Below are 20905 nucleotides of genomic sequence, written 5' to 3' on the forward strand. Positions count from 1 at the left end.
TTCTTGCATTGCATTTGTAAGGATTGTAAAATATGTATGAATCTGTAAAGATAAAAACACGATCCGGCTGGTAGTCCGGATGCAGTCTAACTGTCAGTAACCTGCCTCCTTGGTTGTCCATTCTTTGCTTTGAAACAACAAGGAGGTTTTATTATGCAAAGAATTCAAAGCAAGTTGACTGTATTTTATGAAGGTCCTTTTTGGGTTGGTGTTTATGAACGAATTGTAGATGGTGAAATGGAAGTTTGTAAGATTACCTTCGGAAGTGAACCAAAAGATTATGAAGTTTACGCTTTCCTATTACAGAACTGGCATCAACTAAGATTTAAGAAACATGTTCAAACAAATGAAAAACCAAAACAGGTAAGTCCTAAGCGAATGCAACGGATGATTACAAAACAACTTCGTGAAAGAGGTGTGGGTACAAAGTCGCAACAAGCGATAAAACAACAACAAGAAGAAGGTAAAGAGGAAAGAAAAAAACAAACAAAATTACAACGAGAACAAGCAAAAAGACAACGCTTTCTTTTGAAACAAGCAAAGAAGAAGCAAAAACATCGAGGACATTGATTTTAATCAATGTTCTTTTATTTAATCGTATGACATTTTGAATACCTTTATAGTATAATAAATCTATAAGTGAGGTGTTATCAATGAATAACTTTACATATTATGTACCAGTGAGAATTCATTTTGGAAAAGGTGAAATATCGAAGTTACATGATGAAATTACAAGTATAGGAAAAAATGTATTGTTGGTTTATGGTGGAGGTAGTATTAAACGGATTGGGGTATACGATCAAGTCATAGAACAATTGAAAGACTGTAATGTTTTTGAATTGGGTGGTGTAGATCCAAACCCCCGTTTAAAAAGTGTTGAAGATGGGGCGCTAATCTGTAAAGAAAATCATATTGATGTGGTTTTAGCTGTTGGTGGAGGAAGTAGTATTGATTGTGCAAAAGCAATCTGTGCTGCTGCTTACTATGATGGAAATCCATGGGACTTCATCGTTGATTCTAGTTTAATTAAGAAGGCTTTACCACTTGTAAGTGTTTTGACATTAAGTGCTACAGGTTCAGAGATGGACAATACAGCAGTTATAACCAATCCACAAACAAAGGATAAACGAGGATTTGGAAGTCGTCATCTATTTCCAAAAGTGAGTATTTTAGATCCAACGTATACGTATAGTGTGTCAAAATATCAAACAGCATCAGGTGTTGCAGATATTATGTCACATACATTTGAAACTTATTTTAATGATACGAAAGATGCTTATCTTTCAAATGAAATAGCAATTAGCATTTTAAAAACTTGTATCAAATATGGAAAAGTGGTATATGATGAACCAGATAATTATGAAGCACGGGCAAATTTGATGTGGGCTTCATCATTAGCAATCAATGGTTTGATTTCATGTGGTTGTGGAAAAAGTTGGAGTTGTCATCCAATGGAACATGTATTAAGTGCATATTATGATGTAACCCATGGAGCAGGATTAGCGATGCTAACACCAAAATGGATGACGTATATTTTGGATGATAGTACAGTTGATAAGTTTGCTGAATATGGAATTGAAGTATGGGGAATTGATGCCTCATTACCACCGATGGAGATTGCGAAAACAGCAATAGCAAATACAGAAGCATTTTTCCATTCGCTTGATCTTCCAAGTACATTTGAAGAGATTGGCATTCCAGATACTTCTACACTAGAGGAAATGGCACAGATGGCTGTGGATTCAAAAGGTGGAACAATTAAGGGGTATCGCAAATTAGAATTCCAAGATGTTGTAAATATTTATCACATGTGTCAAGGGAAGTAGATTAACTACTTTCCTTTTCTTATGGACGAATACGAATAAGCCTTTTATAATAATACTATGAAAAAAGTTACAGAACAGGCTCAAGAGCTGTTATTAAGATCCAAAAATAAACAAATAGCGATTGATTTTACTTGTGGCAATGGAAACGATACATTCTTTTTGGCAAGTGCTTTTAAGGAAGTGCATGCTTTTGATATTCAAGAAATGGCGATTAAAAACACCCAAGAATTATGTGCACAATTTACAAATGTAAATCTTCATTTGACATCACATAGCAACTTTGATAATTATGTAGAAACCTTTGATGCAGGTATTTTCAATCTTGGATATTTACCTCATGGAGATGAAAAGATTACAACGGATGCAATGGTTGTAATTGATACATTAGAGAAATGTTGGAAGCATCTTACAGATGGTGGCAGGATTGTATTAGTTTTATACCCAGGATTTAAATATGGTAAAAAAGAAGCAGAAATAATCGAAAAATATTGTCAATCATTAGCAAGTAAACACTTTGATATATTGAAGGTACAGTTGTTGAACCGAAACCACGCTCCCTATATTCTTTGTATTGAAAAAAAATAAAGCAATGAAACTTTTTTACCATTGGTTTCGTTTCATAAGTAGAGGTAACTTATGAAACATATAAAAGCAATTATATTGGGTATCCTTATCGTTTCCTTAATGGGATGTAATTTCACAAACTCAACAAAACCATCGACGATAAGTAAGGAATCAACAGTTCACTATTACCCCAAAACATACGATATTGAACTAGCCAAAGAAAAGGGATTAATCAGTGAGGATTTGGATACGTTGAGTGAGTATTATCTAGAAGTACAAGGCTTATATCGAATTGTGTTAGAGGATAAGTTAAAAAGAGAACTAGACTTGGGAAATTTTGAAAAGAAACTGGAAGAACTAGATACGTATTTTCAACCGTATCTTGGCAAGGTTGATAAATATGAAGGATATCAACAATTTACAACGATGGATTTGCCATATTTGTTTTTACGTAATAATCTTCATATTGAAAATTTAAGCGATGAAGATTTGGAATTGCTTATTCAAAAATTAACCATAGAAGATCCAATTCATGATAAAGACTTGGTAGCTTTAGTAGATCGAACGTTTCTTTCGGTATTACAAGTAAACCAATATGGTGATAAACCAACGGATAAGGATACAAGTATTTTCTATAATACACATTGGAGTTCTTGCTGTGCACTTGAACCAGAATTGGAAGTAAAAAGAGATACAATTGTTATTGAGGTTCGAGTGGATATGCAATACGATGAGAACGGTAATGTTTTAGATGGATACAGCGAAGCTGCTAAACAGCTTGAAAAAACGATAGCAGAATTTAAAAAGCAAGCGAATAAACAATACACTGTAGATGTGCTTTATTATTGGGACTAGTGTTATTTCATTATATGAAATTGTTTTTAATAGAAATAAGCGTATAATTTAAAGTATGACAAAAAAAGCAAAGATGTTTAATGAGCAACAACTAAAAAGACTGATTCTACCTTTGATTGTAGAACAGTTTTTAGCGATTTCTGCCGGAATCATCGATACAATTATGGTTTCCTCTATTGGTGAGAGTGCAGTAAGTGGTTTATCTTTAGTCGATAGTATTAATATTTTATTGATTAATATTTTTGCGGCTTTAGCAAGTGGTGGAGCTGTTGTAGCAAGTCAGTTTTTAGGAAAAAACAATCGTGAAAAAGCAAAAGATACGTGCAAACAACTTGTATATGCAGTATCTTTTATTGCTATAATCATCATGATTTTATGCTTAGTATTTAGAACAAATATTTTATTAGCAATTTTTGGTAATGTGAATGCAGATATCATGGATTATGCAATTACATACTTTATTCTTTCAGCTCTTTCCTACCCATTCATTGCCCTTTATAATAGTGGGGCTGCTATCTTTAGATCAATGGGAAATTCTAAGATGCCGATGCAGATATCACTTTTGATGAGTATTGTAAATATCATTGGAAATAGTATTTTTATTTTTGTTTTTCATATGGGAGTTGTAGGAGCTGGGTTAGCAACCTTATTTTCAAGAATTTTGGGAGCAGTGATTATTTTATACCGATTAAGAAATCCAGAATTACAAATCTATATTGAAAAATATCATAAGTTTCATTTTGATTTTTCAATTATTAAGAAAATCTTACAAATTGGAATTCCAAGTGGTTTTGAGAATGGAATATTTCAAGCTGGGAAAATAGTTGTACAGAGTCTTATCTCAACCTTTGGAGCAGCGTCCATTGCTGCAAATGCAGTAATTGTAAACTTTAGTTCCTTTATGATTATTCCTGGTGCTGCCATGGGTTTAGCCATGATTACAGTGGTTGGGCAATGTGTTGGGGCAAATGAATATGAACAAGCCAAATATTACATTCGAAAACTTATGAAGTATGCGTATCTTTCAGTCTTTATTACAACCCTTTGTATATTGTTGTTGAAAGGACAATTATATCATCTGTATTCTTTGAGTGACAAGACGATGTCGATTGCCAATGAATTGATTCTTATTTGTGCTATTGGAAATGTCTTGTTTTGGCCAATGGCATTTACGTTCCCTAACAGTTTGCGAGCAAGCAATGATGCAACTTATTCCATGATTATTTCCATCATATCAATGTTTTTATTCCGGGTTGGGTTGTCTTACGTATTGGCATATCAATTTGATATGCAAGTAGATGCAGTATATTATGCGATGTTAGTGGATTGGGTATTCCGTGGTACATGCTTTTTCTTACGCTATAAAAGTGGCCGATGGATGTATCGAAAATTAGTTTGATGTGATACTATAGAAATGGTGAATTTATGAAACGTTATAAACCAGATACTACCTGTGGACTTACAAGCGAACAGGTAAAGGAAAGAATAAAGCAAGGGCTTGTAAATGTTACAAGCATGAATAAAACAAAATCTTATAAGCAGATTATTTTTGATAATTTGTTTACGCTTTTTAATTTTGTAAACATAGTGTTAGCACTCATCATATTGCCAACAGGATCTTATCGAAATTTATTGTTTTTAGGAGTTGTTGTTTCCAATTTTGTAATTGGTACTTTTCAAGAGATTAGAGCTAAACGAACATTAGATCAAATTGCAGTTGTCGTTTGTTTAAAAGCAATGGTAATTCGGGATGGAAAGGTTGATGAAGTAGCAGTTGAAGATGTAGTATTGGATGATTTAATTCAGTTGAAAACAGGAAATCAAATTGTGAGTGATAGTATTGTAAGAGAAGGAATTCTTGAAGTGGATGAATCTTTATTGAGTGGTGAAAGTAAAGTAATTGTCAAACAAGTAGGAGATTTCTTGTATTCGGGGAGTTTTGTGGTCAGTGGCGAGGCGATTGTCCAAGTGGATCGTGTTGGTGATGATAATTATGCTGCGAAGATTACAAGTGATGCTAAGCAGTTTCAGCGATACCCTTCTGAATTACGTGATTCACTAAATAAAATTATTAAAATAATTGGGATTATAATTATTCCTTTGGGATCATTGATGTTTATTCAAAGTCATTTTTTTAATGGAAATAGTTATAGTGATACAGTATTGAATATGGCAGCTGCTTTAATTGGAATGATTCCTGAAGGATTGGTTATTTTGACGAGTATTGCTTTGACAGTAGGAACGATTAATCTAGCAAGACATAAAACCTTAGTACAAGAATTATATTGTCTAGAAACTTTAGCTAGAGTAGATACATTATGTTTGGATAAAACAGGAACGATTACGGAAGGAAAGATGGAAGTAAAAGAAGTTGTAGTTCTTAGTGATGATGATATTGATGAAATCATGGGAAACTATGTTCGCTCGATGAGTGATGACAATGCAACCTTTCTGGCATTGAGAAATCATTTTGAAGAAATTAATACTTTTGAGTTTATTAGTAAAAAGCCATTCTCGAGTAAACGAAAATACAGTGGTGCAGTTTTTACCTGTGCAACTTATGTTTTAGGGGCTTTTGAATTTGTTTGCAATCACCCAGAAAAATATCAATCGATTATCGATGATTTTAGTGAACAAGGATATCGAGTCATCGTTTTAGCGAAGTCGAATAAAACGATAGAAGAAGCATTACCAGATGATTTAGAAGTGATAGCAGTCATTGCTTTGGCAGATAAAATTCGTGATAATGCGAAAGAAACATTGGCTTATTTTGATGAACAAGGAGTTACTATTAAAGTAATTTCTGGAGATAATCCACTGACGGTAAGTAAGGTAGCCAAACGCGCAGGGGTTAAGCAATCGCAAAAGTATTTGAATGCATCCCAATTGACGAATGTGGAAATTACCAAGCAAGTTGAAGAATGTGCTGTCTTTGGACGGGTTAGCCCTGAGCAAAAAAAGATGATGGTCAAAGCATTAAAAGAACATAAACATATCGTAGGGATGACAGGAGATGGAGTAAACGATGTCTTAGCTTTTAAAGAAGCTAATATAAGTATTGCGATGGCCAGTGGTAGTGATGTGGCAAAGGCGAGTGCTAACTTAGTACTATTGGATAATAACTTTGATGCATTGCCATATGTTTTAAATGAAGGAAGAAGAGTAATTAATAATGTTGAAAAGGTAGCTACGCTTTTCTTAACTAAAACCATTTTTTCATTAATCTTAGCGTTTTTGGTGTTAATCGTAAATGTTGATTATCCTTTTATTCCCATTCAACTAACTATTGTTTCCTCTTTAACGATTGGTTTTCCTGCGTTTGTATTAGCATTAGAACCAAATCATGATCGAGTAAAAGGAGCCTTTTTAGAAAATATTATGAAAGTAAGTCTTCCAGCTGCGCTTAGTGTAATCATAGCTATTATTTATGTTATGGTGTTATTCAAATGCAAGCATATTGATATGACGATTTCTAGACAGTTAGCCTTTCTAACGATATCCTTAAATGGACTTATTGTCTTGGCAAAAGTAGCTAGACCATTTAGTAAACTTAGATTGGCATTGTTTATTTCTATGAGTGTACTTTTATTTGTTTGTGTTACGATTTTTCATCGGTTCTTTGAAATTCCTGTATTAAATATTTTTGCTTTATCGTATTACCCAATTGTTGTAATTGCCATATTATTGGGAGTATCATACGGAGGAAGAAAAATTGTAGAATATCTTATTAATTTAAAAAGAAATAAAAGATAGGATAGTGTATAATGATAGGGAAGTAGGTGATTTGATGTATGAAAAATGTATAGCGTTATTAAAAGAACGTGGTGTAGAAATTGAAGATATTGTTGATTGTGTCTTTTATTTACAACGTGGACATATTGATGATACAGATGCTGCATCGATAAGTGAAACAGTAAAGAAAGTAATTGATAAGCGTGAAGTTCAACATGCAATCATTACAGGTATTTGTTTGGATAAGATGAGTGAACAGCGTATGCTGGTGGATAAAGATTTAGAAGATATTTTAAATCGCGATGAATCACTATATGGAATTGATGAAGTACTAGCATATGGGATTTGTAATTTATATGGTTCTATAGCTCTTACTAATTTTGGATATATCGATAAGGCGAAGTATGGAATTATCAAAGAGTTAAATGATCATATGGATAATCATAATGCCTGTCATACATTTTTAGATGACATTGTAGGTGCGATTGCAGCTAGTGCTGCTAGTCGTATTGCTCATAATAAAAAGGGACCAGAAGATGAAACATTGTAAATGGATGCTTGCACTGTTGTCACTTACATTTATCATCACAGGTTGTTTTAATTCAAGGAATAGTGAAAAAAGCATGGAGATTGATGCAGAAACGGTTATTGAAAAGACAGTTAACCGAGAGACTTTTTTATTATTGATTGTGAATGATGATTGTGATCCTTGCGAGGATTTAATGTCGTTGATTAAAGTTCCACTGGCAAAAAACCAAATAACTTTATATAGGCTAAATTACGCTGATGTGAGTAATGATATGGCAGATCAGTTACAATTGATGTTAACATCATATTCTTCATGGCCAGCACTTGTATATGTGAAGGATGGAGAAGTTTATAGTGGTAGTGTTTATGAATATTCACTAGATCCAGAAGGGTGGGAAACATGGTTGATCAATCAGGGATTAATTCCACAAAATTAATACAAGATAATTTAATTACTAAGGATGATTTAGTTGAGCATTTTAAAATGCTAGGCATTCAAAAAGGAATGCTTGTTTATATTCAATCATCACTTAACTATTTTTCGTATGTCTGTGGAGGGAATCGTACAATTATTGAAGCCCTTCAAGATGTTGTAGGTTATGATGGTGGTATTGTAACAAATGCTTTTACTAAGGATAATAAAGATCCATTAAATCGTGATCTTCAGGTTTTTAAACCATATCAGATTGAAGTTATCCGTGATGCTATGCCAGCATTTAATAAAAAGCTGTGTGCAAGTAAAAATAAACTGGCAGATCAAATGATGCGTCATGATGGTGTTTTCCGCTCAAACCATCCAACCCATTCGTTTGTCGCATGGGGTAAATATGCAAAATTGATTTGTGATAAGCAACCCTTGCATTTTCCTTTAACGTCAGAGTCACCACTTGGGAAAGTGTGTGAATTAAATGGCTATATCTTACTTTTAGGAGTAAAATATGAGGCTGCTGATATTTTTAAGATGACAAGAGTGAATGATAAACAAACTCCTATTCGCATTGTTTCTAGTCCAATTGAAAGACGGGGACGCAAGAGTTTTATCAATATGTTGGATTACGATTATGAAAAGAAAGAGATCCAAGAAATTCAAGATATGATGAATGAGAGACAGATTGTGAAAGAAACCTATATTGGAAGAGCACGTTGTCGATTATTCAGTGCAAAAGAGGCAGCTACTTTGGCAAGTGGGTTCTATCATACTCATAAAAAATAAGCAAAAAAATATGCAATGTGTATTGTTCGGCATTATCGAACGATATACATTTTTTTTGACAAGTTTGGATTTTAATATTTTAATTATATACAGTAAACGATTTTTGGATGGTTTTTTCGATATGATAAAAACAAGACAAAAAAAGTGATATTCATAGCAAATGTTACTATTTTAAATCGCATTGATTTAGGATAATCTTACAGGTAAATAAACAAATTGCTATAATCTTCGAGGGGTTAAAGGATGAAGAAACTTAGAATCAGGAGTGAATATGTCATTTTTATTTTGAGAATGTTTGTAATCTTCAGCGTTCTTGTTTTTGTTGTAACTACTTTTATCTTTCGAACGGTGCGAATCAATGGACAAAGTATGGAACCAACATTACAAAGCGGAGAATATGCATTTTCAAACAGATTGGCAGCAGATGAAGGGAATATCAATCGATTTGATGTAATTGTAATTGATAACATTGAAGAAGATTATGTGGTGAAAAGAGTAATTGCACTCCCCAATGAAACCATATCTTACAAAGATGGAAAGTTATATATTAATGGTGAATGGTATGAAGAACCATTCTTAGATCAAGAATATATTGCTTTGCATACAATGAATAATCAAATTACTTTTACGCAAAATTTTGGACCAATCACATTAGGTGAAAATGAATATTTTGTACTTGGTGATAACCGATTGAATTCAAAAGACTCTCGGGTCGTTGGTCCAATTCCTGAAAAAGACATTGTTGCAAAAGATGTAATTGTAGTATATCCGCTAAATAGTATACGTGTAGAAAGTTCCAACTAATTTTTTAATTATTGGAACCTTTTTTGTTTATTTCCGTCAATATGTTAAGAAAGGATGAAAATGGAATATGAGCAGATTGAAAAAAGAAGAGATTCAAAAATTTCTAGATGGAGACGATAGTGTTTTTCCTGAGATTTTTGCTGCTTATCGTAATAAGATTAATTATCTTGCGATAGAAATCTTACGAAACCAGGCAGATTGTGAGGAAGTAGTTCAAAATACGTTTATTAAAATCATTACCAAACGTAAGGATTTACGTGATGCTAGTGCTTTTAATACATGGATTTATCGAATTGCTTACAACGACTGTATGGATATATATCGGCAAAATAAAAAGGGTAAAACAGGTATGAATAATGACTACACTCTAGAAAATTATTCTGACAACAAAGGAGAGCCAAACGATGTGGTGAGTAAAAAGGCAATTTTAGAAGCAATTCAAAGCGAAATTGATGGCCTTCCAGAGGATATGAAACAAGTGTGTTTGTTAAGATTCGTTGGTGAATGTAGCCTTGAAGAAATCTCTGAAATCATGAGTATTCCAAAAGGCACAGTAAAGAGTAGGCTAAACAGGGCAAAAGTAAAACTTCGAGAAGGGCTGGTTGATAAGCATGTGACTCCAGCAATCTATATGTCATTGTCATTTACACCTTTGGTATTTAAGTTGTATGCATCGTTAGTAAAACAACAAGAGATGCAACCACTTGTAGAAACAAAAGTTGCTAAAGTTATTGAAAACGCAACAGGAGTAACAGCAGGAGTAACGGTCGCAAGCGGAGGAATGATTATAGGATTTGGTAGTGCAGTAATAGGAACATCTATATTATTAGCATTATTTGGCACTTATACGATTATAAATCCAATTATTGATCAAACGGCTGAAGTTGTAAAAATTGAGGAAATCAATTATTTGAAAGATCTTACAAATGAAAATTTGCAGATTGTTCTCATGTTCAGTGGAGAACCAGATGCAAAAGATATTAGTATAACATTTGTTGATGAAAATACAACGATCGAGGCTGAATCCGTTGACAATGAAAACTACATGTTTGTTGCGAAGGCGAATGGAACATATCATGTAGAGTATGGTGGGGTAGCACAGGATATCAAAGTTGATAACATTGACAAGCAAAGCCCTAAATTGAAAAGTTTAGAAAAGGAAGAAGGATTACTTAAGATTATAGGTAGTGATGATTTTTCTGGCATTGATTTCGATAAATCATACGTTGAAGAGGGTTCCAATAAGTTTGATTTGATCAAAATTGATGATACATCTGCATTTTTCAAAGATGCAGTTAAGAAAAAGGCAAAGCTGTATTTGTATGATAAGGTAGGAAATTACCAGGTCTATGAGATCAATGCAACAGATACAGTGAGCAATACAGATGGGTAGTTTCATAAAATTAGGTCTATGAAACAATACACTGTATATCCATAAAGCAATTTATGGAGAAGTGAAAGATTATAAAATTAGAATGGAGGGAGTGAAAGTTTTGAGACGTAAATACGTAAAAACATTAAAGATGTTTAAAAGGTGTTTTCTTACAGCACTGGCATTAGGTATTACACTTACGGCAATAAACCTGCCAAAAATGGATATCCATGCTCAAACAGAGGATGTTCGCTATGATTTGCAAACGGAATTAAGCGAAGATAAAAAAGAACTTCGTATTGATTTATTAGCTTATGCAAATAGGAATGATGTTGAAATAACGGCGATTGGTAACCCTGATGGGACCATCACGGATGGAGCAAAAACGTCATATGTTTCTGTAACAAATGAAACATTGACATTTGTGGTGAACTACAAAATATTAGAAGAGAAAGATGGAAAAATAAAAGAAATCTCAAAGACAAAAGAAGTTGAATATGAGGTGGATCAATTTGGTAAAGAAGAAGAGGCACAGCCTCAAGCATTAAGTGATCCATTGGCACCATTTTCATCTTTAAAAGCAAATATGAGTTTTAGAAATGCTTTTAATGTATCTCATACAAAAGATGGGTTATACTATCTTTCTGATAATTCTATGGAATTAGGGTATCACTATAATGAATATGTGAAATTTTTGCTTAGCAAAGCACGTTGTACTACATCAAAGTATTGGGAAGGCTGGTATGCGAAGTTTGCTGCAGTATCAAAATATAAAGTTGATTTCTCAAAAGATTTTAAAGTTACAAACGTAATATCTTCAAATCCAACATTATATGGAGATGGGTTCACGTTAGGATTTCAAACAGATCCAAACTTTACATATACAACAGGTAAAGGGGGTTCTATAGGAGTTTACCGTAATGGTAGTGACTATGGGGCTCGCAATGGTGTAGTATTTGAAGTTGATTATCATGATAACTCTCCAGATGGAATGTGGCATGATATAGGATTAGGTGGAAATCACTTAGCAATTCATACAACGGATGCTTATGGAAATGAATCAACTCCAGTTGCTTCTTGGTTCGGTGTAAAACACACAGGAAGTCTAACTGCATTCAATGTGACTTGGACAATTACAGATAAAGCTACAAACACTGGGACATTGACATTTACATATGGAACATACAATTTGAAATATACAAATTTCAGACCACATGAAGTATTTGGTGGGTCAGTAAACAATCCTACAGCAGCATATTTAACATATACTGGAGTAATCTTGAAAGATTATGGTTCAAATAACAAACCATTCCAAATCACAATGACAGATTATTCTTATCTTGAAGATGAAGTAACTGCAAGTGATGGATTTATTACCCAAACTCAAGCAAAAGCTTTGGCAAACCAAAATGGATTAATTCTTTATAACAATGCATCTGCAGTTTCTACTGCTGGAGATAGTGTTACACCTACGGTTTCAACACCTGCATGGAGCAACATTAAATCTGGTTTAGTAGGTACTTATGATGTGACATATGCTTATGGAACAGCATCAAAAACAGTAAAATTAAGCGTAATTAAAGATGGATCAATCATTTCACCAAACAAGGATTTCTCACTTTATGCAGAAAATGCTTCCTTGTTACAAAGTGAAGCAATTGCATTAAGTTCAATGAATGATTTAGTATCTGTTCATGATGCAAGTGTAACGATGGCAAATGGAACGCTTCTTGCACCAAATGCAACAACAAGTGCTTGGTCATCAATCAAAGCTGGGGTTGTAGGAAATTACGTGATTACTTTCTATTATGGAACAGGATCAAACTACACAGCAAAAAACGTTACATTATCAGTTGTTGCTGATAAGAAACATGAAATATATGCAAGTGATGGATTTATTACCCAATCACAAGCTAAGGCACTTACGAGTATGCAAGGATTTATTCCTTACAACCAAGCAAAAGTAATTACTAATGAAGGTGTTACTACGGTGCCAAGTACCGTTGCTACGAACTATTGGAATGAAATTAACACAGGAACAATCGGTTCTTATAACGTTACATATTCTTATGGATCAGGAACAGCAAGAGTATCAAAAACAGTAAAATTAAATGTTGTGAAAGATGGAACTGTGTTCCCTCCAGATAACAGTTTTGCATTATATGCAGAAGATGGTTTTATTAAACAAAGTCAAGCAAAAGCACTTACATCAACAAGCCAATTAATACCTTATAACAATGCGAGCGTAACATTGGCTGATGGAAGTAGTGATGTACCATTCGTTAGTTTAAATACTTGGTCAAATATTGTGAGTGGAACGATTGGTAGCTACGATATCGTATATATGTATGGTGCTGGTGCTAACCTTAAATATAAAGTTGTGAAATTAAACGTTATTGAAGATGGTGGTATTATTGCACCAGATAAGAGTTTTGCATTATATGCAGATAATGGAACGATTTCACAAACCCAAGCATCTGCACTTACAGGTACATCACAATTAATCCCTTATAACAATGCGAAAGTAATTTTGGCGAACGGAACACGTGCAGAACCAAATGTATCTGCTCCAACGTATAGCGAAATTGTGAGTGGGGTTGTAAAGACTCATAAAGTTACATATAGTTATGGAGTGCTTACAAACAAAGTATCTAAAGAAGTAGACTTACAATTAATTGCTGATAAGCGTCATGAAGTTCGCGCAGAAGATGGCTTCATTTATGCAACACAAGCGAAAGCATTAACAAATCAAAGTGAATTAATTCCATTTAATAGTGCAAGTGTTATAACAAACACTGGTCAAAGTGCACAACCGGTTGTAACAACAGGAAGTTGGGCTAACATTGTAGCTGGGGTAACTGGTTCATATGATATTACTTATAGCTATGGAAGTGGAACAACACAAGGATCAAAAACAGTAGTCTTGAATGTTGTACCAGATGGAACAATATTCCCACCAGATAAAGCATTTGCAGTATATGCAGAAGATGGTTTAATCAATGTGGAACAAGCGAAGAAGTTAACAGCACAAAAAGATCTTATTCCATATAACTCAGCATATGTAATGTTGAAAAATGGAACGATTGTAGATCCAGATGTATCTACTTGGGATTGGGTAAAAATCTCAGCTGGAATTGAAGGAACATATGATGTTAACTATGGTTATACAATTATGCCGAATACGGTTCAAAAAGGTGTAAAACTTACTGTAACAAAAGGTACAACACCACCAAGTAATTCATTCTCATTATATGCTAGAGATGGATTTGTATATGAAGATCAAGCAAAAGCATTTACTGCCCAAAAAGATATGATTCCATTCAATGATGCTTTTGTAACATTGAAGGATGGATCAAGTGTAGATCCACAAGTTGCAACACCTCATTGGTCAGCAATTAAGGATGGAACAATTGGTTCATATCCAGTAACATATGGTTATACAAAGGGTAGTGAATCATTATCAAGTGTTGTGAAATTGAATGTTGTAGAAAATGGTTCTACCATTTCACCAGGACAAGATTTTGCAATTTATGCTAAGAATGGAATTATTCAACAATCATCTGCACAAGCATTGATTAGCTTGAATGATTTAATTCCTTACAATGGTGCAAAAGTTACCCTTAAAGATGGTAGTGAAGCTACGCCAACGGTAACAACAGCAGATTGGACAGCAATTCGTGCAGGAGTATTGGGTACATATTCAATTACCTATAGTTATGGTAGTGGTACGAATACAGCATCTAAAGTGGTAACACTAAGAGTAGTACCAGATGGAAATCCTTCACCAGAAGGAGACTTCATCTTATATGCTTCAAATGGATTCATTTCAAAAGAGCAGGCGATGGCTATTACAAGTCAAAAAGATTTGATTCCATATAACAAAGCATCCGTTATCAAGGACGATGGTAGCGATGCAGAACCATCTGTATCAACAACTAGTTATGCAGATATTAAAGCTGGTAAATTAGGTGTTTACAATGTAACATATCGTTATGGATTTGGTACAAACTTAGTTTCAAAAACAGTGAAACTTACAGTTCATGATGGTACTCCTTCACCAGGAGGAAATTATGTATTAAATGCTAAAGATGGTTTAATTTCTAAAAGCGAAGCAAAAGCATTAAGTTCAACAGCAGACTTAATTGCAATTAACGACGCATCTGTTTGGATGAATGATGGATCAACTGATGTTCCAGTGGTTACAATGCTACCACTTAATTGGTTATCTTTAAATGAAGGTATTATCAATAGCTATCCAGTTCTTTATAGTTATGGAAGTGGTAGTGATTATACACAAAAAACAGTTCGTGTAACAGTGTATGATGATGGTGGTATCATATCTCCAAATAAAGACTTTGTATTAAATGCTAAGAATGCAGTATTAACACAAAGTGAAGCAAAAACTTTAACAAGTGCAAGTGACTTAACCGTTTATAATGATGCTCTTGTTAGTTATGCAAATGGTAACAAAGCAATTCCAAATACAACAGCTACAGAATTTGCTTCTATTAAAAGTGGTGTAGTAGGAACTTACAATGTAACATATGATTATGGTACAGGATCTAATTACACAGAAAAAGCAGTGAAATTAGTAGTTGTAAAGGATGGCGCATTGATTGCACCAGATCGTAGTTTTGCGATTTATGCAGAAGATGTAACATTGAATCAAGATGAGGCACGCGCATTGACAAACAAAAATCAAATTACAAGTTTGGCACACGCGATGGTCTATATTGCAGATGGAACAACAGCAACACCTACGTTGTCACTTCCAGATTGGGATGATATCAAAGCAGGTATTTCAAATGATTATGCTGCTGATTTCACATATCAAGATGTAACAGGTAGTATTAATATAAAAGTTACGCAAGAATATGTAACAAGATATCTATTTGACTATGATAATAACAAACGTATTGATGTTATTGATTATGCTTATTTTGCAAGTTACTATAGTGGTGCAACACCAATGTCTCCATTGGCTTGGGCATTAACAGATTACCCACCAGGAGATGGACGTATCGATGTTATCGATTTAGCACACTTTAAACGTCATTACAGCGATTCGACACTTCCATTGGTTGAAGTAGAAGTACCAGCAGATTGGCGCTTAGAATAAGCGAATATCGTAAATTTACATCATCAATTGATGTAGAAAGTATAGCTTTAGGTAAAGAGGATGCTAACGCATTCTCTTTTTTTACATTTTTTTATGAATTTATGGAACCTTTTGCGCTGGATTCCGTCGATATTACAGAAAGGAGCATTTTACATTGTAATTTTTATTTTATGTAAAGAGGAGGACGAAATGAAATTGAAAATAAAGAGTAATAAATTCAAGATCCTGGCAGTTGTAGTTTTGGCTGCTATTGTGGCAATCCCAAGTATGTTGGCAGCAAAGCCTATGGATACGAAAGCGGATGAAGTAGATGGCGAACCTACTTTTGATATTGCACCAATACATCAGGTAACTAGAAATGATGGAGGAGGAGCATATGGAACACATGCTCAACAAAGCTATGTAGAAGATGGTGTTCAATATTATCGTAATGGCGATATTATTGAAGTAAGCATCATGCTTCCTAAAGGACACGGTGCGACCGTATTCCAAGATGTTGTAAAATATGACGAAGAGAAATTAACATTAATTTCACCTTTCACAGATATTAAAGCAACATTATCTAAAAACTATTTAGATAAAAGATGGTCAACAGAAGTGTCAAACCCAAATGCAGATACTTCACGTATTTTAGTATTTGGATCAGCAGCAGATTTTACAACTGGTGCTGAATACCAAGGTGGTAGTGTTGCTAGAATGTATTTCCGCGTTAATAATAATGTGGAATCTGATGCAGGTACAGCAATTACATTTGAATTCCCAGAATTCCAAACCGCTGGATATTCAAATGGAAAAGTTGTATATACACACAGAGGATATGATGCAAATAACGATGCAGCTACTGCATTCTATCAAGCAGAACCAGTTACAATATATGCAAAAACACCTTCAAAAACAGTAAATGCACCAACCCTTAACTTGAAGAATAGTTCAGCAACTATTTATGAAGGAGATTTATTTGATCCAGCTTCATACATAAGCAATGCTTCTTGTGAGGTTGATAAATCAGTAAGCAAAGACACTGTTGATATTAGTGAAGGAACTGGAGTTTATACAAAACATCAACCAGCAGCTGGAACTTATGTTTATAAATACAGCGTAACAAGTAGTACAGGAAAATCAACAGAGAAACAATTGTCTTTAAAAGTAACAGCAAGAACATATACAGTTGCTTCTATCGATGTAGATTCTAAAAAAATATCATTGCCTGTTGGAACAGCAAGTTCTGATTTAGAAGCAATGATTAATGAGATGAAAAAAGAAGACTTTAATGTAACTATTACTTGTAATGATGGTTCTAAATTTGTTGTTCCAGGAAAAGTATTGAATGGAAAAACAGATACTTACCGTATTGATGAAAACGATAAGTTATTAGCACAAACATTTAATGTTAACTTTACATTAGCATTGCCACTTGTTTCTTATGGAACAGATGGATCAAGAATTGTAACGCCATACAATGGAAGTTCAAGTTTTGTAAGTAATGTTGGAAATGGAAGAGCGGATGCAAAAGTTCCTGTTATTATCGGTACAGGTAATTCAGGAGGAAACAATACTGGAGGAAATTCTTCAGGAAAACCATCTACTGCACCTACAGCAGGAAGTAGTAATGGTAGTGGTTCTGCAGCTTCAACAGGGGATACAACAAATGTAACATTCCTTGCAGTATTAGCTATTTTATCAGCAGGATTTATCGTACGTTCAAAATTTAAAAAACAATAAAAGAAAAGACAGATGTAGAAAAGGTGTTTTATACATCTTTTCTACCATGTAGGAGGGAAAATGAAAAAATTCTTTAAATTATTTATCGCTGCATTTATAGCAGTAACATGTATTGTTCCTTTACAAAGTATTTCAGCGGCTTATGGAGATCCAGTAGAGCCAATTTACCAAATTTCACGTAATGATGGTGGAGGGAAATATGGAACACATAAGAACCCTGATTATAAAGAGGGAACTACACAATATTACCGTGATGGAGATATTATCGAGGTAGATTTCAGATTACCAGCTGATTCAGGAGTTCAAATTTATAACCAAGTTATTAAATATGACTCAGATCAGTTAGATTTATTATCATCAGATACAGATATTACAGGTACTTTATCATCTACTTTCACAAGTAAGAATTGGTCAAGTACAACAGCAAGAGACAATAATGACAATGAAAAAATCTTAGTTTATGGGGGAAGTAATAACTTTGGAAACCCTGATACAAAAGATTATACAGGTGGAACGATTGCTAAGGTTTACTTCAAAGTAAAAAATGGAGTTGAATCAACAGCAGGAACACCAATTACATTTGAATTTATGAATTTTCAAACAGCAGAGTTTAAAAATAACAAAGTTTCTTATACACATATAGGATATGATCCTAACAACGATGCAGGAACGGTATACTATACAGCTCCTTCACAAACCATTCAAGTAAAGAAACCAAGTGTAACATTTAGTGCTAATGATGGATTTATTACACAAAGCCAAGCAAAAGCATTAAATACAAAGAATGATTTAAAAGCTTATAATGATGTAAGTGCAAAATTAACTGATGGCACTAATATTGATGTGACAACAGATGCACAAAACTTCAATGATATTAAAGCTGGAAAAATTGGTTCTTATGATGTGACATATGGATATACACATGATGGAAATTCAGATAGTAAAAAAGTAAAATTAAATGTAGTATCTGATGATGCAGTTATCTCACCAGAGAAAAATTTTGCTTTATCAGCAGAACATGCATTTATTACTGCATCGGATGCGAAAAAGTTAACGAATAAAACACAATTGATTTCACTTAACAATGCAAAAGTAACATTGAAAAATGGTACTAACGCTACACCTAATGTAGATGCACCTGCATTTGCTTCTATTCAAGCAGGAAGTGTTGGAACTTACGAAGTTACTTATAGTTATGGAAGTGGGTCTGATACAGCAAGTAAAAAAGTGTTTGTAACGGTTGTGAAAGATGGTTCGGTGATTTCACCTAACAAAGATTTCTCACTTTATGCAAAACATGGATTTATTAAGAATACAGAAGCTAAAAATTTAACAAGTAGAACTCAATTGATTCCATATAACAATGCAGAAGTTACACTTGTAAATGGAGATAAAAGAGATCCTAGACCAACAGTAACAGCTGCTGAATGGTTATCAATTACTTCTGGTATTAAAGGAAGTTACAATGTTCTTTATGAATATGGTGATGGAGCAAATGAAACAAGCTTGGTTGTTAAAATAACAGTCATTGATGAAAACGATCCAATCTCACCAAACAAAGAAGCAAGTCTATCTGCACAAGATGTTGAGCTTAGTGAAACAGAAGCAAAAGCGCTTACATCAAAGAATGATTTGATTGCTTTAAATAAAGCGTCTGTTACATTATCTGACGGTTCTGTGGCAACACCAACGATAGCAAGTGTTGATTATGCTAGTATAGTATCGGGTAAAATTGGAATTTATCCAATTACATATACATATGGTAGTGGTCAAGGAAAAGTTGATAAGACAGTAAATGTAATCGTTAAAGAAGATAAAAAACATGTAATTACATATGAAGATAAGATTATTACTGTTGATCAAGCAAAAGCATTATCTAGTAAAGATGATCTTAGAGTGGTAAACAATGTTCAAGTAACAGCAATTGATGGATCACATCCAAATGCAGTTGTTGATGCACCAACATGGAGTTCTATTAAAGATGGTAAATTAGGAACATACACAGTTACTTATAGTTATGGATACGGAGATAAATTAGTATCTGTAAATGCAAAAGTTACAATCGTTCCAAATGGTTCAGAAATTGATGATAACGCAAGTTTATATGCGCAAAATGGATTCCTTGAACAATCATCTGCAAAAGCACTAGTAACTAGAAATGATTTAATTCCTTATAATGCAGCGTCAGTTACATTATTAAGTGGTGGAACAGCAACGCCAACGGTTGGAATGAGCGCAGGAGATTGGTACTTATTGTCGGCAGGAGAATTAGGTTCATATGATGTTGTTTATTCATATGCAAGTTTAAGCAAACGTGTTCTTGCAACAGTAATTAAAGATGGATCTATCGTTTCTGAAGATAAGACAGCAAGTTTATATGCAGAAAATGCATTTATTGAATCAAGCAATGCTAAGAAATTAGCAAATAAAGAAGCACTTAGAGCATATAACAAAGCGTCTGTAACATTAATTGATGGTAGAACAGCGAACGCAACAGTAGATGTTGCAGCTGCTGATTGGTTAGCAATCCAACAAGGAACAGTTGGAGCATATGACATACTATATACATATGGAAGTGGAGATGGACAAGTTAGCAAGCGTGTAAAAATTGTTGTTATCGATGATGATCCAATCATTTCTCAAGATGGGAAAGTTGCATTGAATGCAGTTGATGGTGAAATTGCGGATACGGATGCAAAGAAAGTTACAAGCAAAGAAGACTTGATTCCATATAACAGTGCAAAAGTTACATTGGAAGATGGAACTATCGCTAAATTGGATGTAACAATATCTACAAGTAGCTTAAATGCTATTAAAGCAGGTACGTTAGGTACTTATACTGTTACATACTCTTATGGAAGTGTTGGAAGCCCAAGTTATGTAAGTAAAACAGTAAAATTAGAAGTTGTAATTAAAACAAGAGCAATTCATATGTTTGACTATGATGATAACAAACGTATTGATGTTATTGACTTAGCACATTTCAATAGAATTTATTCTAATTCTATGAATGTTTCTGCATATGATTTAATGTTAACTGACTTCAACAAAGATAAACGTGTTGATGTTATTGATTTAACACAGTTTAAATATTACTATTCTAATTCATTGATTCTTCCACCAACAGTGGATGTACCAGTTGAAATAATTCCATAAACCTTATGATAATG

Annotated in this window: 14 protein-coding genes; all 14 read left to right on the forward strand. The window is 33.8% G+C overall.

Annotated elements, in window-relative coordinates; all coding sequences use genetic code 11:
- The first annotated feature begins 153 nt into the window (after positions 1 to 153).
- The 14 genes from M2475_RS02855 (at position 154) to M2475_RS02920 (ending at position 20891) form a co-directional block, all read left to right on the forward strand.
- The gene (locus M2475_RS02855; protein ID WP_277489468.1) at positions 154 to 570 is read left to right on the forward strand and encodes a YjdF family protein; all 417 of its coding nucleotides are present in this window, start codon (positions 154 to 156) and stop codon (positions 568 to 570) included.
- An 83-nt stretch (positions 571 to 653) separates the two neighbouring features.
- Positions 654 to 1826, forward strand: coding sequence for an iron-containing alcohol dehydrogenase (locus M2475_RS02860; RefSeq protein WP_277489469.1), 1173 nt, complete (start codon positions 654 to 656; stop codon positions 1824 to 1826).
- 57 nt (positions 1827 to 1883) lie between these two features.
- Complete coding sequence (locus M2475_RS02865; protein WP_277489470.1) at positions 1884 to 2411, forward strand: class I SAM-dependent methyltransferase; 528 nt, start codon at positions 1884 to 1886, stop codon at positions 2409 to 2411.
- A gap of 51 nt (positions 2412 to 2462) precedes the next feature.
- Positions 2463 to 3245, forward strand: coding sequence for a hypothetical protein (locus M2475_RS02870; protein WP_277489472.1), 783 nt, complete (start codon positions 2463 to 2465; stop codon positions 3243 to 3245).
- 55 nt (positions 3246 to 3300) lie between these two features.
- Positions 3301 to 4644, forward strand: a complete 1344-nt coding sequence (locus M2475_RS02875; protein ID WP_277489473.1) for an MATE family efflux transporter — start codon at positions 3301 to 3303, stop codon at positions 4642 to 4644.
- 26 nt (positions 4645 to 4670) lie between these two features.
- A complete protein-coding gene (locus M2475_RS02880) occupies positions 4671 to 6998 on the forward strand; it encodes an HAD-IC family P-type ATPase (protein ID WP_277489475.1) in 2328 nt (775 codons plus the stop codon).
- Positions 6999 to 7032: 34 nt separating this feature from the next.
- Complete coding sequence (locus tag M2475_RS02885) at positions 7033 to 7527, forward strand: phosphatidylglycerophosphatase A (protein ID WP_277489476.1); 495 nt, start codon at positions 7033 to 7035, stop codon at positions 7525 to 7527.
- Positions 7514 to 7942, forward strand: coding sequence for a hypothetical protein (locus tag M2475_RS02890; protein ID WP_277489477.1), 429 nt, complete (start codon positions 7514 to 7516; stop codon positions 7940 to 7942). Before M2475_RS02885 ends, M2475_RS02890 begins: the two co-directional genes overlap by 14 nt.
- On the forward strand, positions 7906 to 8718 hold the full coding sequence (locus M2475_RS02895; RefSeq protein WP_277489478.1) for an AAC(3) family N-acetyltransferase: 813 nt from the start codon (positions 7906 to 7908) through the stop codon (positions 8716 to 8718). Before M2475_RS02890 ends, M2475_RS02895 begins: the two co-directional genes overlap by 37 nt.
- Positions 8719 to 8961: 243 nt before the next feature.
- A complete protein-coding gene (lepB, locus tag M2475_RS02900; protein WP_277489479.1) occupies positions 8962 to 9522 on the forward strand; it encodes a signal peptidase I in 561 nt (186 codons plus the stop codon).
- 67 nt (positions 9523 to 9589) lie between these two features.
- Positions 9590 to 10915, forward strand: coding sequence for an RNA polymerase sigma factor (locus M2475_RS02905; protein WP_277489480.1), 1326 nt, complete (start codon positions 9590 to 9592; stop codon positions 10913 to 10915).
- A 100-nt stretch (positions 10916 to 11015) separates the two neighbouring features.
- Positions 11016 to 16013, forward strand: coding sequence for a hypothetical protein (locus M2475_RS02910; protein ID WP_277489481.1), 4998 nt, complete (start codon positions 11016 to 11018; stop codon positions 16011 to 16013).
- A 189-nt stretch (positions 16014 to 16202) separates the two neighbouring features.
- The gene (locus tag M2475_RS02915) at positions 16203 to 17735 is read left to right on the forward strand and encodes a hypothetical protein (RefSeq protein ID WP_277489482.1); all 1533 of its coding nucleotides are present in this window, start codon (positions 16203 to 16205) and stop codon (positions 17733 to 17735) included.
- A 60-nt stretch (positions 17736 to 17795) separates the two neighbouring features.
- Positions 17796 to 20891, forward strand: a complete 3096-nt coding sequence (locus tag M2475_RS02920; RefSeq protein WP_277489483.1) for a hypothetical protein — start codon at positions 17796 to 17798, stop codon at positions 20889 to 20891.
- The last annotated feature ends 14 nt before the right edge of the window (positions 20892 to 20905 follow it).

The organism is Breznakia sp. PF5-3, from assembly GCF_029504745.1.
In the GTDB taxonomy this organism is placed as follows: Bacteria; Bacillota_I; Bacilli_A; order Erysipelotrichales; family Erysipelotrichaceae; genus Breznakia.